This is a genomic window from Blastococcus sp. SYSU D00868 (assembly GCF_054050575.1).
The window spans coordinates 227,581-241,127 of record NZ_JBJGZO010000002.1; the positions used below are offsets into that span (position 1 = coordinate 227,581).

Annotated in this window: 10 protein-coding genes; 6 read left to right on the plus strand and 4 right to left on the minus strand. The window is 75.8% G+C overall.

The window, feature by feature from the left end; genetic code table 11:
• The first annotated feature begins 173 nt into the window (after nt 1–173).
• From ACI79F_RS02845 to ACI79F_RS02855, 3 genes are read left to right on the plus strand one after another with little or no spacing between them, the layout of a single operon-like run.
• Entirely contained in the window at nt 174–1,313 is a 1,140-nt protein-coding gene (locus ACI79F_RS02845) for a glycosyltransferase family 4 protein (RefSeq protein ID WP_456543398.1), read from the plus strand.
• A 59-nt stretch (nt 1,314–1,372) separates the two neighbouring features.
• Nucleotides 1,373–2,260, plus strand: coding sequence for a polysaccharide deacetylase family protein (locus ACI79F_RS02850; protein ID WP_456578870.1), 888 nt, complete (start codon nt 1,373–1,375; stop codon nt 2,258–2,260).
• Nucleotides 2,253–3,065, plus strand: coding sequence for a class I SAM-dependent methyltransferase (locus ACI79F_RS02855; protein ID WP_456543396.1), 813 nt, complete (start codon nt 2,253–2,255; stop codon nt 3,063–3,065). Before ACI79F_RS02850 ends, ACI79F_RS02855 begins: the two co-directional genes overlap by 8 nt.
• Here the strand turns inward: ACI79F_RS02855 and ACI79F_RS02860 are convergent.
• Entirely contained in the window at nt 3,016–4,119 is a 1,104-nt protein-coding gene (locus ACI79F_RS02860) for a GNAT family N-acetyltransferase (protein WP_456543395.1), read from the minus strand. The genes ACI79F_RS02855 and ACI79F_RS02860 overlap by 50 nt on opposite strands.
• A gap of 543 nt (nt 4,120–4,662) precedes the next feature.
• On the opposite strand from ACI79F_RS02860, the gene ACI79F_RS02865 reads away from it, so the two are divergent.
• Together ACI79F_RS02865 and ACI79F_RS02870 are read left to right on the plus strand one after the other, a co-directional pair.
• The gene (locus ACI79F_RS02865; RefSeq protein WP_456543394.1) at nt 4,663–5,718 is read left to right on the plus strand and encodes a glycosyltransferase family 4 protein; all 1,056 of its coding nucleotides are present in this window, start codon (nt 4,663–4,665) and stop codon (nt 5,716–5,718) included.
• A gap of 225 nt (nt 5,719–5,943) precedes the next feature.
• Nucleotides 5,944–6,966 (plus strand): nucleotidyltransferase family protein, encoded by a 1,023-nt coding sequence (locus tag ACI79F_RS02870; protein WP_456578873.1) that lies wholly within the window; start codon nt 5,944–5,946, stop codon nt 6,964–6,966.
• A 28-nt stretch (nt 6,967–6,994) separates the two neighbouring features.
• Here ACI79F_RS02870 and ACI79F_RS02875 read toward each other — a convergent pair whose 3' ends face one another.
• Both ACI79F_RS02875 and ACI79F_RS02880 read right to left on the minus strand, forming a co-directional pair.
• A complete protein-coding gene (locus ACI79F_RS02875; protein WP_456543393.1) occupies nt 6,995–7,735 on the minus strand; it encodes an oxygen-binding di-iron domain-containing protein in 741 nt (246 codons plus the stop codon).
• A gap of 44 nt (nt 7,736–7,779) precedes the next feature.
• Complete coding sequence (locus ACI79F_RS02880; protein WP_456543392.1) at nt 7,780–9,357, minus strand: LuxR C-terminal-related transcriptional regulator; 1,578 nt, start codon at nt 9,355–9,357, stop codon at nt 7,780–7,782.
• Between the two features lie 170 nt (nt 9,358–9,527).
• On the opposite strand from ACI79F_RS02880, the gene ACI79F_RS02885 reads away from it, so the two are divergent.
• Entirely contained in the window at nt 9,528–10,514 is a 987-nt protein-coding gene (locus ACI79F_RS02885; RefSeq protein WP_456543391.1) for a rod shape-determining protein, read from the plus strand.
• A gap of 3 nt (nt 10,515–10,517) precedes the next feature.
• On the opposite strand, the gene ACI79F_RS02890 is transcribed toward ACI79F_RS02885, so the two are convergent.
• A complete protein-coding gene (locus ACI79F_RS02890; protein ID WP_456543390.1) occupies nt 10,518–13,520 on the minus strand; it encodes an FtsW/RodA/SpoVE family cell cycle protein in 3,003 nt (1,000 codons plus the stop codon).
• Between the last annotated feature and the right edge of the window lie 27 nt (nt 13,521–13,547).

Below are 13,547 nucleotides of genomic sequence, written 5' to 3' on the forward strand. Positions count from 1 at the left end.
CTCTCCTGCGCCGGAGTCCACAACTGCGTCGCCTGCCGGCGCCGCGGCACGACCGTCGTCGGCTGCATGAGGGAAGAGCCGCGGCCATGAGGAGCACGAGGACGGAACCAACCCGCGACCACGGCGAAGGCCTCATCGAGCCTCCGCCGATCGACAGCGGGCCTGACCTCCACGTGCTGCTGGTCCTGACGGGCCTCGGCGTGGGCGGAGGCGCTGAGCGGTCCACCGTCGAGCTCGTTCCGCACCTCGTCGAACGCGGCGTCCGCGTCACGGTTGCGTTCTTCGTCGAACGGGCGGCCGGCGCAGCCCCGCAGCTCGCGTCCCTCGGGGTCGACGTCCGGCACATCCCGGAGCCATCGCTGCTCCGCCGAGCGCGCTCCCTTCGGAAGCTCATCCGCGAGCTGCAGCCGGACCTCGTCCACACTGCGCTCATCGACGCGGACCTCGCGGGGCGGATCGCGTCGTGGGGTACCGGCATCCCCCTCGTGAACAGCCTGGTCAACACCCCCTACGAGCGGTCACGGCTGTCGGACCCCGCGCTCAGGCCCTGGCGGGTCCGGCTCGTGCAGGTCGTCGACGCGGTGACCGCTCATGCGTTCGTCGACCACTTCCACGCCATCTCCGCGGCGGCGAAGGACTCCGCTGTGCGCCACCTGCGTCTGCGGCCGGAGAGCGTGACCGTGGTGTGGCGCGGCCGGAGCGGAGACCGCTTCACCGCGGCCGAGGCGATCGAGGTGGCCGACACGCGAGCGGAGCTCGGTGTACCCCTCGACGCGCCGCTGATCGTCAACGTGGGTCGCCAGGTGCACCAGAAGGGCCACGACGTCCTGGTGCGCGCGTTCGTCCGGGTGTTGGAGCAGCACCCCGAGGCGCGACTCGTCATCGCGGGCGAGGAGGGCCCCGCCACCGCCGGTTTGGTCAGCCTGATCGAGTCCCTCGACGTGTCGGGGCGGGTCAGCCTGGTGGGTTATCGACCCGACGCACCCGTGCTCGTCGCCGCCGCTGACGTCTTCGCCTTCCCGTCGAGGTACGAGGGGTTCGGCGCGGCACCCGTCGAGGCGATGGCCCTGGGCCGCGCGATCGTGGCGTCCGACATCCCGGTGATCCGAGAGGTCGTCGGGGCGGACGCAGCCGTTCTCGTCCCGCCTGACGACCCCGGAGCTCTGGCCGATGCCCTGGTGAGCGTGCTCGGCGACCCGGTCCGCCGCGAGCAGCTCGGGGCGAGCGGCCGGGTCCGGTTCGCCGAGCGCTACACGTCGGACGCCAACGCTGCCGCCATGCTCGAGCTCTACTGCCGGGTCGCGGCCTCGTGAGACCGGAAGCCGGCGTCGCCGTCCTCGGCTCGGCTGTCGCGACCCACACTGCCGAGGCGTTGACGAAGGGGATCCTGCGAGTCGTCGCGTACCACGGGATCGGGGACGAGGACGCGTTCAGTCGTCAGGTGGCCTGGATCGCCAAGTCGTTCGAGCCGGTCGACCACCGAGCCATCCACGCGTGGGCCGTCGGCGACGCGACGTTGCCCGAGCGCGCGGTGTGGCTCACCTTCGACGACGGGCATGCCGACGTGATCGATGTCGGACAGCGCGTCCTGGACCGGCATGGGGTGGCCGGCACGGTGTTCATCTGTCCCGGCCTCGTCGACGAGCCGTCGCCGTACTGGTGGGACGTGGCGGACCGAGCCGAGAGCGCCGGCCTGGATCCCCGGCAGGGGGACCGTGAGGGCCGACTGGTCGCGCACCTCAAGACCGTGCCCGACCGCGTGCGCCGTTCGATGATCGCGGATCTGTCGGAACGGCTGGGTGACGCAGGCCGCCTCCCGGCGCCGGCCCATGCCACCTACGACCACCTGCTCAGGTGGGAGGCGGCCGGGCACGGCATCGGCAACCACACCTGGGACCATCCCTGCCTCGACCGGAGCGCGCCGGAGGAGCAGGAGGAGCAGGTCACCCGGGCGTCGGCGTGGTTGCGAGAGCACTTCCCGGCCCAGCCGAGCCTGTTCGCCTACCCGAACGGCAACCGGACGACGGTCGCAGAGGGGGTCCTCAGGGCTCTGGGGTACCCGGTCGCAGCGCTCTTCGACCATCGCCTGCACCGCCTGACCCAGCGCCCGACGGCGCTCTCGCGGCTGCGATTGGATGCCGGCGACGAGCTGGCCAGGGCACGCGCCGTCGTCTCCGGCGCCCATCCCGTCGCCTTCCGATGGGTCGAGCGGGTTCGAGCGCTGCGCCGCACATCCCGTCGCGGGCGCGCCCATGGCTGACGACTTCGCCGTGCCGAGGCCGGCACCATCGTCGGAGGACGGTCGCAACCGCCAGGTCTTCGAGGACGAGGCGGTGGTGAGTGACTACGCAGGCGCGCACCTGCTGACGACGTCCGAGGCGATCCTCTACGCCGCGCACGTGCCGCCGGGCAGTCGCGTCCTCGATCTCGGTGTGGGCACCGGCCGGACGACCGGCCACCTGGCACCGAGCGCGTCCACCTATGTCGGCATCGACTACTCCGAGGCCATGGTCACCGTGGCCAGACAGCGCTATCCGGGTGTGGACCTGCGGGTGGGGGATGCCGCTGACCTCTCCGCGTTCGCCGATCGGTCCGCTGACGTGATCGTGTTCTCCTACAACGGGCTCGACTACCTCCACCCGGATCCGCAACGACGGGCCTGCCTACGAGAGTGCCGCCGCGTCCTCGCCGACGACGGTGTCCTCCTCCTGTCCCGGCACAACCCGAGGTGCCTCGTCGACTGGCCGAGCGGAGGATCTGCGCGGCTTCGCAGGGTCGCTGCCGCGGCGTACATGTCCGCCCGGCGAACCGTTCGGCTCGTGCGGACACGCGCCTTCTGGCGAGGCTCGGGATACGTGTTCGACGCCGCGCGCGGCGGGCTCTGGACCCACATGACGACACCCGGCCGGTTCTGCGCTGAGGCCGAGGAGCACGGCCTGGAGGTCGTCAGGCGGATCGGATCACGAGCGCCGCGCAGGTTCCCGTCCGTGTGCCATCCATGGCATCACTACGTGCTCACGCACCGAACGAGCGGTACCGCCGTCGGGAGACCAGGCGTGCGCTGACGTCCGCGGCGCGGCCGCGCAGGCCACCGCGCCGGAGGTGCCAGTACCCGACGGACCGATCTCCCGTGGCCCAACGGTCCTTGTGCGAGCCGGCCCCGCGCATGAAGTCGAACTCGCGGACACCGGAGGCCTCGAGGTGCTCGAGGAGGAGGCCGACGATCAGGTGACCAGGCGCGAACGTCGCGTACGCCGGATCCCACCCCGACTTCAACCCCAGGTACGTGTCTCCCAGCTGGATCCCGAACCGAGCTGCGATGGGTGTGCCGTCGACCCGGACGAAGGAGATGCGCAGCCACCCGAGGGCGTCGAACCGCTCGGCCACGTCCGCGATGAAGGCGCGTCCGCGGGCCGAGGTGAACAGCCCGGAGGGTCGGTCCGCCCGGGCCTCCCATCGGAGGTCGTGGAGCCGCAGGAACGAGCCGAGGCGTTCGGAGGCGCGCCCGGTGGTGTTCGGGTCGAACACGACGTCATGTCCTTCGGCCAATCGCCGGAGCCGGCGCCGGACGTCGTTGCGCTTCATGGCCCGGGCCAGGGGGTGGGCCGGGTCCCCGAGCCTGCGGTACGGGTAGCTCTCCTCGTGGGCGCAGCGGAGCTCGAACCGGCGGGAGCGGTTGTCCGGCGAGCGCACCCAGCGCTGCACTGCCGCGAGCGTGGCGCCGTCGGGGCGGAGTCGCGTCAGCTTGATCATGCCGATGCCGTCAGCCAGATCGGTGACGGTGTCCAGCACCGTCTGGCCACTCTCCCCGGGGTCCTCCCCGAGCAGGAACCCGCCGTAGTCGGCGGTCTCCTGGCCGATGCCGACGAGCAGCTGCCCACCCACCGGCCCGAACCCGAAGCGGTGCGACAACATCGGCGCGATCGCGACGAGCTCGCCGGACCGGCGGACCGTGATCACCCGGAGCTCGTCGCCGCCTCCGAAGTGCGCCCACCAGGTCCGAACCCAGTCGTAGGACAGGAACGGGCTCCGGTCCGAGCTCGCATCGAAGACCGTTCGCCACTCCGGCTCCAACGCCTCGAGCTCGTCCAGCTCGGTGACGACCCGAGCGCGCCACACGCGACGGTCGAGCGTCACGAGCTGCGGACGGCGCAGAGCGGTGGGTGCTCGGTGTTCACGGCGCCGACTCCGTCGCGTGGCCGGACAGCACGAGCGCGTCGTGGACGGACCAGCCGTCGTCGACCGGGACCTCGCAACGCCTGCTCCCGAAAAGGCCGGCGGCGCCGGTGAATGCCTGCATCGGTGGTGGCACCCTCTCGCTCGACCGAGCTCGGAGGCTCGCCGAAGGGAGCGGCCTCCGCCTCCGCCGGCATGCGGGTCACCGTCGTGCGAGGTGAGCGGCAGAGGCGGTCGCCCACGCTGGCGCCACGACCCCGACCGGTCAAGAGCCCTCTGCGCGGGCCGAGCAACCGGGGCGGTCCTGTCCGGCGGCGGAGGACCCATCCCATTGATCGTCGACCCCGGGGTGCATAGCGTCCGTCCGACATGGGTCGGCCGAGTCGGCGACCCGCATCCGCGCCTCGTCGACGATCGCCCCGGGGTGGGCGGGAGAGCGGGTCGGTCATGGCCCTGGACGCGGTGCCGGACCGACGGACGTTGCGCGTGCTGCACCTCGTCACCTCGACCCAGCGCAGGGGCGCGGAGGCCTTCGCCGTCACCCTGCACGAGCGCCTGGTGGCCCGCGGCCACCGCGGCCACGTCGCGGCCCTGGTGCGCGGCGACCACCCGCCCGAGCTCGACGTGCCGGCCCTGGGCCGGCGGCCGCTCGGCGTGGCTCCGCTCGCCCGCGTCCGCCGCGCAGCCCGCGGCGTGGACGTCGTCGTCGCGCACGGCTCCCGGACCCTGCCCGCGAGCGTGCTCGCCCTCGCGGGGACGCGGGTCCCGGTCGTGTACGTCAACATCGGCGACCCGCTGTTCTGGGCGAACACCCCGTCCCGCCGGGCGCGCGTCCGGCTGATGCTGGCCCGGGTCCGGGCCGTGGCCGCGCTGTCGGAGGCGTCCCGCACCGTGCTCGTGGAGCGCTTCGGCCTGGCCCCGGAGGCGGTCCGCGTCATCCCCAACGGCCGGCGCGCCGCGGACTTCCCCCCTGCCGACGACGCCCGGCGGAGGGCGGCACGAGCCGAGCTGGGACTGCACCCCGACAGGGACGTCGTCCTGTTCCTGGGTGCGCTCTCGCCCGAGAAGCGGCCGGACGTCGCGATCGACGCCGTCGCCCGCCTCGACGGCGGGACCGGGCTGCTGGTCTGCGGCGACGGGCCGCTGCGGGAGGAGGCGGAGCGGCAGGCGGCCACGGCGCTCGGTGACCGGGCCGCGTTCCTCGGCACGCGCAGCGACGTGTCCCGGGTGCTGGCGGCGGCAGACGTGCTGGTGGTGCCGAGCGACAGCGAGGGCCTGCCCGGGGTGCTCATCGAGGCGGGCATGGCGGGGCTGCCGGTCGTCGCGTCGGACGTCGGGTTCGTCCGGGAGGTCGTCCTCGACGGGGTGAGCGGCTTCCTCGTGCCCCCCGGCGACCCGGCGGCGACGGCGGCGGCCGTCGAGTGCGCCCGCGCCCGGCGGGAGGCCCTGGGTGCGGCCGGCCGCCGGTACTGCCTCGACCGCTTCGAGATGGAGAAGGTCGTCGACGCCTGGGAGTCGCTCCTGTCCGACGTCTGCCGATGACGCGGCGCTCCGCCCCGGACCACGACGGCGCCGCGGCGCCTACGCTGCCGGGTCCAGCCCGGTGAGCCGGCCTCCGGTTCCGCGCCCCGGGCCAGGACCTGGTCCGGGAGGAGGTGGGCGCCGACGGACGTCCGGCAGCTGGTTCGGAGCATCGCCGCGACCGGGCTCGACGGCGCCCGGGGCCCCTGGCCGGCGGGTCCGCTCCCGGACCCCGCCTGGGCCGAGCTGGTCGACCTGTCCCGGCACGAGCGGCTGGCCGGTCTCCTCGCCGCCGCCGTCGAGACCGGCAGCCTGCCCGCCACCGGGCAGCAGGCCGCCCAGGCCCGGCGGGAGCACGTCGAGTGGGCGTGCCGGGCGATGGCGATCGAGCAGGGCGCGCTCGAGGTCCTCGGCCGGCTGTCGGCCGCCGGCGTCCGCGTCCGCCTCCTCAAGGGGGCGGCGGTCGCCCACCTGGACTACCCCGACCCGGCGCTGCGCCACTTCGTCGACGTGGACCTCCTCGTCCCCTCGGCGGAGTTCGACCGGGCCGTCGCCACGCTCACCGCGGCCGGTCACACCCGCCGCCACCTGCAGCCCCGGCCCGGGTTCGACCGGCGGTTCAGCAAAGGCACCAGCTTCGTGTCCCCGGAGGGGCTCCCGGTCGACCTGCACCGGACGTTCGTCATGGGACCGTTCGGCCTGCGCGTGGACCTCGACGACCTGTGGGGACCGGGGGACGCCTTCACGATCGGCACGACCCGGGTCCCGGCGCTCGACCCCGAGGCCCGGTTCCTGCACGCGTGCTTCCACACGGCGCTGGGCGACGTGCCGCCGCGCCTGGTCCCGCAGCGGGACACCGCCCAGATGCTGCTCAACGGGTCCCTCGACCTCCGGCGGGTCGGGGAGCTGATGCACCGCTGGCGGGCCGAGCCGGTCGTCGCCGCCGCCCTCGTGCACACCTGGCGCACCCTGCCGCTGGCCGACCGCCCGCCCCTGGTCGAGTGGGCCCTGGCCTACCGCCCGTCGGCGAGGTCGCGGCGGGAGCTCGCGCTCTACGCGCACCCCGACCCGGACGGCAGCTACGCGCGCACGTCCCTCGGTGCCCTGCGCGCCGTGCCCGGTGTCCGGGGCAAGGTGGCCTTCGGCTACGCGCTCGCCTTCCCCGAGCGCTCCTACGTGGAGGGCCGGTACCGCAGCCCCGGGCAGCGGCTGTGGCGGGCGGTCCGCGCCGTCGTCGCCCCGGGCCGGCGTCCCCGGGCCCCGGGCTGACGGGCATGTGCCGGCCCGCGGTGTCCGGTCAGACCGAGGCCAGGAAGCGGGCGTCGAGCTGCGCGGCGAGCTCGCGCAGTGCGCCTCCCCCGTCGCCGGTGAACGACGACCCGTGCATCAGCGCGAGGGTCGTGGGCTCCAGGTCGGCCAGGCGGCTGAGCGTCGCCGTCGTCCCGGGGGCCAGCGTCATGGCGCGGAACACCAGTTCGGCCTCGACCGCGGGGCCGACGACGTCGGAGGTCACCAGCGCCGGGCCGTTGCCCAGGTGGGTGAACAGGTCGCCGCAGAGCAGGGTCCCGGTGGTCTCCTCGTAGAGGACCCGGGCCTCCCAGCCGTGCGGCACGTGGGGCGTGTCGAGGTGCCGCACCCGCTTGCCGCCGAGGTCGACCACCTCGCCGTCGGCCAGGGGCCGCGGCGGCCGGTCGCACAGGTCGTCCAGCGAGACCTGGCACCCCAGGACGCCGTGCGCGACCGTGGCCCGCGGCGCGGCGGCGAGCCACTCGTTCATCGCCCCGCACTCGTCGGCCTCGACGTGGCCGAAGGTGATCCAGCGCAGCTCCTCGACCGGCCGGACGCGCGCCACGGCGGCGGCGACCAGCGGGAACATCCGGCGGTGCCCGGTGTGGAAGAGCAGCGGCTCGTCGGCGTCGACGAGGAACTGGTTGAAGGTGAAGCCCGCCGGCGGGGCCACGTCGGGCACCCAGGTGGAGATGCGGTAGATGCCGTCGGCGATCTCGGTGGTGGTTGTGGTGTCCATGGCTGTGGTCATGCCGGGACCCTCCCGCCGCCCACGGGGGCGCCACATCGGGTGGACTACGTATCCGTACCCCCATCCGGGTGCGCGGCCGCGAAGGCGGCGGCCTCCGCCCGGGAGCGCATGCCGAGCTTGCCGAGGACCCGGCCGACGTGGTGCTCGGCGGTCCGCGCGGAGATGTAGAGGCGGGCGGCGATCTCGGCGTTGGTCAGGCCCTGGCGCAGCAGGTCCAGCACCTCGCGCTCCCGCCCGCTCAGCGCGGTCGCCGCGGCACCGGGCGCCCGGCCCAGCCCCCGCGACCGGCTGCCCAGCGAGCGCAGCAGCGCGTCGGTCCGGTCCGCGAGCAGCTTGGCGCCGAGCGCGTCGAACGTGGCCAGGGCCCGCCGCGCCTCGACGACGGCGGCGGCGCGGTCCCCGTCGAGCGCCAGCACCTGCGCGGTCTCCAGCGCGACGGTGGCGCCCAGCAGCGGCCGCCCGTCCCCCAGCAGCGCCGACGCCGCCCGGAACGCCGCCAGCGCCGCCCCGGCGTCGGCGCGGGCGGCCGCGACCCGGGCGCTCGCGACGAGGGCCTGTGCCCGCAGGGTCGGGTCCTCGCCCGACCCGGCCAGCTCCGCCAGCCGGCCGGCCCAGGAGCCCGCGCCGGCCACGTCGTCCCGGGCGACGTCGGCCTCGACGAGCAGGCCGAGCAGCTCCCCGGTGCGCAGCCGGTCGCCGGCCACGGCGTCGAGCTCCCGGCGGGCCACGCCCGCGGCCAGGTCCGGGTCGCCGGTCAGCAGGTGCAGGCGGGCCAGGGGCTCGGCGGCCGACGGCGCGGTGAGGGCCGAGCGCAGCAGCGCGCCCGCCTCCTCGAACCGTCCCTGCAGGAGGCGCAGCCGGGCGACGCAGGTGGCCGCGTCCCGCCGGTGGCCGACCCCCGCCCCGGCGGCGGTGAGCACCTCCAGCAGCGCCGACTCGCCCTCCGGCCACCGGCCGACGGTGCACAGGACCGAGCCGTAGGCCAGCCGGCAGTGGGCGTGCAGCACGTGCGGCCGCCCGTCCGCGTCGAGCACCGCGTCGCGGACCACCCGGCTGCACTCCTCGGCGCGCCGGACGTCGCCCGCCCGGTCGTAGGCCGACAGCAGGGCGCAGAAGGCGGTCCCGGCCATCCCCACGTCCGACACCTCGCCGGCGGAGAGCGCGGCCATCGCCTCGTCCAGGCGGTCGTACCCCTCGCGCAGCCGGCCCTGGACGACGAGCGCGTAGCCGCCGTCGGCCAGCGCCCGGACCTCCAGGTCCGGGTCGGCGAACTCCGCCGCCAGCTCCAGGGCCCGGTCGGCGGCCGCCAGGAGCTCGGCGACGTCCGGCGCCAGGCAGGCCACGACCGGCAGCTCCAGGTAGCCGAGCTCCACGCAGCGCCCGACGGGGGCCAGCACCCTCCGGGCACGGGCCACCCAGCCCTGGCACGCCGCCGGGTTCCCCAGGCAGCTGCCGTGCAGGTCGGCCAGCTGCGCCGCCGCCCGCGCGGCGGCCCTGGGCTCGCCGGCCGCGCGCCAGGCGCGGAAGGCCAGCTCGAGGTGCTGCCGCGTTCCGGCGTAGTCGTCCTCGAGGAACCTCAGCTGCGCGAGCCGGTGCTGCTCGACGGCCGCGGGGGCCTCCACCCCTGCGACAGTAGGGCCGCGGTCGGGCCCGCGGGGCCGGTTCCACCGCGCTCTCCCGGTGCGTCCGGCTCGCCGCGCCGGGGCCGGGACGGCGGGGCGGCCGGGAGCCTGGACCGGGGTGCGGGGCAGCCACCACACTGGGTCGCCCGCCGGTCAGGAGGAGGCCGCGCATGGATCTCGGCATCGACCTGGGCACCGCCAACACGGTGGTGAGCGACGCCCGCCGCGGCATCGTCTTCGACGAACCGAGCGTGATGCTCCTGCGCCAGGCCGGTGCGCGCAGACCCCGCGCCATGGCCGTCGGCCGGGAGGCCGCCGACCTGGTCGGCCGCGCCCCCGCGCGCTTCGCCGCCGTGCGGCCGCTGCACGACGGCGTCGTCACCGACCTGGAGACCGCCCGGCTGTACCTGCGGACCGTCCTGGCCCGGGCGGGACGGCGGAGCTGGACGCCGGTCCGCGCGGTCGTCGGGGTGCCGGCCGACTCCACGGCGCTGGAGACCCGCGCCCTGCTGGAGGCGGCGGAGGAGGCGGGCATCCGGCCGGTCACGGCGCTCGACGACTCGGTGGCCGGGGCGATCGGCTGCGGCGTCGACCCGCTGGAGCGGCGGGTGCACATGGTCGTCGACGTCGGCGGCGGCACGGCCGAGGCGGTGGCCTTCTGCTTCGGCGGCGTCCTCGCGCAGCGGACCAGCAAGCTCGGCGGCGACGAGATGACCGTGGCGGTCATCCGCTACCTGCGCGAGCAGCACCAGCTGCACGTCGGCGAGCTGGAGGCCGAGCGGGTCAAGGTCTCCTCCGCCGCGGAGGAGGACGGGCCGCTGGTGGTGCAGGGCCGCGACGCCACGACGGGGCGGCCGCGGCTGGTGACGCTGCGGTCGGCGGAGGTGGCCGATGCGGTCCGGCCGATCGTCGGCGAGGTGCTCCGGACGCTCACCGCCTGCCTCGACGACCTGCCCCCGCAGGCGCTGGCCGACGTCCTGTCCGAGGGGGTGCTGGTGTTCGGCGGCGCGTCGCTGGTGGCCGGCTTCGCCCAGGAGCTGGAGCGGGAGCTGGGGCTGCCGGTGAAGCTCGCCGAGGAGCCGCTGACGTGCGTGGCCGAGGGCGCGGCGCGCGCCCTGCGCAACCGCGCCCTGCTGGCCGCGTACGGCCGCAGCTGACCGTCAGGGCGCCGGCGCCGGGCCGGTGGCGAGGATCGCGTCCCGGTTCGCGAGGTAGTGACGCAGCCCGGCGGCCACCACGCCCGAGGCGCTGTTGGCGCCCTGCCCGGGCCCCTGCGTGAGCGCGGTGATCGCGATCTCGGGGGCGTCCATCGGCGCGACCGCGGACATCCAGTTGTCGTACTCGTCGTCGGGCAGGCCGCCGTCCTGCGCCGTGCCGGTCTTCGCGCCGACCGCCACCCCCGGCACGAGGGCCCGGCCGCCGGTGCCGGCCTGGACGACGTCGAGCATGCCCGCGCGGACCGGGCCCAGGTCGGCGGCGAACGGCAGCGGCCGCACCGGCGGCGCGGGCAGCGCCGCGTAGGTGGTCCCCCCGGTCCCGACGGCCATGCCCAGCCGCGGCGTGACCAGGCCGCCGGTGGCGATGGCGGCGGTCCACAGGGCGTTCTGCAGCGGCGAGACCTGGATCTCGCCCTGGCCGATGCCGAGGATGACCGTGGAGCCGCCGAACCACGTGCCGCCGTCCGCCTCGACCGACTCCGGGGTGCCGAGGTAGCCGGCGGACTCGCCGGGCAGGTCGAGGCCGGTCGGCGCGCCCACCCCCAGCGCCCGGGCCGTCTCGGCGATCGCCTCGGGGCCCAGCGCCAGGGCGAGCTTGTAGAAGTACACGTCGTTGGACATCGCGATCGACTGGCGCATGTCCATGGGCCCCATCGGCCGCCAGTTGCCGAAGGTGTGCCCGCCGTAGGTGAAGGAGGCGCCGGTCGGCACCACGTCGTCGGCGTCCCAGGCGCCGTGCACCTGGTTGGCGGCGGCGACGACGAGCTTGAACGTCGACCCGGGGGGCACGACCGCCTGGCTGACGTGCTCGAGCATCGGCGACCCCGGCGCGTCGGCCAGCGCCTGCAGGGCCGGGGCGTCCAGCGGCGGCCCGTACACGTTGTTGTCGTAGGAGGGGTAGCTGGCCATGGCGAGCACCTGGCCCGTCGCCGGGTCCATCGCGACGGCCGCCCCGATCCGGCCCGCCGGCCGGGGTCCGGCGCGCACGGCCGCGGCGAGGTCGGCGTCCAGCCGGCGCTGCAGGCCCAGGTCGAGCGACAGCCGCAGGTCCGCACCCCGCACCGGCGCCCGGTACTCGCCCAGCGCCACCGGCACGCCGCGCGGGTCGACGTACACGCACTGCCGCCCGTCGACCCCGCGCAGCACCGCGTCGTACTGCTGCTCGAGCCCGGCGCGGCCGACGACCACGCCGCTGGGAAGCCCGTCCCACCGCTCCTCGTCCTCGGGGGTGGCCACCCCGACGAACCCCAGCACCGGCCCGAGCAGCGCCCCCTGCGGATAGGCCCGGCGCGGCTCGGGGACGACGAGGACCCCGCCGATCCCCGCGGCGGTGACCGCGTCGCCGACGCCGCGTGGCACGTCGGCCACCGGCAGCGACAGCGTGGTGTCCTCCGTCGCGGCGAGCTGGGTGTGCAGGTCCGGCGCCGGCCGGCCGGTCAGCGCGGCCAGCCGGTCGACGTCGGCGGGGCGGGCGCGCAGCAGCGCCGGCACGACGACGACCCGGTACACCCCGGTGCCGACGTCGGCGGCGTCGGCGGCGAGCAGCGCGTCGTGCCGGTCGCCGATCGCGCCGCGGGAGGCCGGCAGCCGGAAGCAGCGGGTCATCTGGTCGTCCCCGACCACCTGCAGCTCCTCGCCGCGGGTGGTCTGCATCCGCCACCCGTAGACGCCGAACGAGATCAGCAGGGCCGAGAGGGCGACCGCGACCAGCCGGATCAGCCGCGGTCGCGGGTTGCGCCGGCCCGGCTGCGCCCACAGCCGCCGCCGGGCGCCGTCCCGGCGGACGGCGAGGACCACGCCGATCGCGGCCAGGTGCACGACCAGCGCCGTGCCGCCGTAGCTGAGCAGCGGGAACGGGACGCCGGCCAGCGGCAGCAGGCCGAGGTTGGCCCCCACCGACACGACGGTCTCGACCCCGAGCAGGATCGCCAGACCGCCGCCGACCAGCGCACCGTGCGGCGTGCGCGACGCCCGGCTGGCCAGCGCCAGCCGCCAGACGAGGAGGATCGCGGCGAGCACCACCGCGGCGCCGGCGACCAGCCCCCACTGGCCGACCAGGCTGGCCAGCGCGAGGTCGGTGTCGCGCTCGGGCAGGTACTGGGCCCGCAGCTGGCGCAGCGGGTCGTCGGTCCGGCCGAACCACCCGCCGGAGCCGACCGCGATGTTCGCCTGGCGCACCGCCCAGCCCGAGCCGGTCGGGGACTCGTGCGCGCCGACCAGGAAGCTGCCGAGGCGGGAGACCTGGTAGGGCCGCAGCAGGCCGATCAGCAGCGGCGCCGCGACCAGCGCCGCCGCGCCCAGCGGGAGCAGGAACCGGGCGGGGATCCGGCCGATGACGAGCATGGCCGCCGTGACCAGGACCAGCAGCATCGTGGTGCTGAGGTCCGGCTGCAGCAGGGTGAGCCCGATCGGCACGATCGCGAGCGACACGGCCAGCGCGAAGCGCTGCCACGGCGGCCGGTCGGAGCCGAGGACGGCGGCGAGGACGAGGATCAGCCCGAGCTTGGCGAGCTCGGAGGGCTGGAAGGTCAGTGAGCCGATCGCCAGCCAGCGGGTGGCCCCGTTCGCGGACAGGCCGACGACGAGGACGCCGACGAGGAACACCACCGCCGCCCCGTAGGCCAGCCAGGCCAGGACGCCGAGGAAGCGGACCCGGACCCGCCAGAACACGGCGAGGGCGAGCACCCCGGCGACGGCGATGAGCCCCTGCCGGGCGGCCAGCTCCTCGTCCCCGATGAGGTACAGGTTCGCCAGGCCGAGGCCGACGAGCGCGACAGCGGCGACCACGGCGAGCAGGTCGAACGCGGCGTCGCGGCGGTCCCGGCGCTGCTGGCGGGTCCGCCGCGGGACCCCGACGGCCGCCGCCGGCGCCCCCGGCAGCCCCTGCGACCCCCGCGCCCCGCGGGTCCGCGGCGTCCGGGTCCTCCGGCGGCGGGCGATCGGCATGTGGTCCTCCTCCGGCGGCTGTCGGCC

Coding starts and splice junctions, on each gene's coding strand:
- ACI79F_RS02855 (WP_456543396.1), top strand. CDS start 2,253: ATGGCTGACGACTTCGCCGTGCCGAGGCCGGCACCATCGTCGGAGGAC.
- ACI79F_RS02875 (WP_456543393.1), bottom strand. CDS start 7,735: ATGACCACAGCCATGGACACCACAACCACCACCGAGATCGCCGACGGC.
- ACI79F_RS02885 (WP_456543391.1), top strand. CDS start 9,528: ATGGATCTCGGCATCGACCTGGGCACCGCCAACACGGTGGTGAGCGAC.
- ACI79F_RS02890 (WP_456543390.1), bottom strand. CDS start 13,520: ATGCCGATCGCCCGCCGCCGGAGGACCCGGACGCCGCGGACCCGCGGG.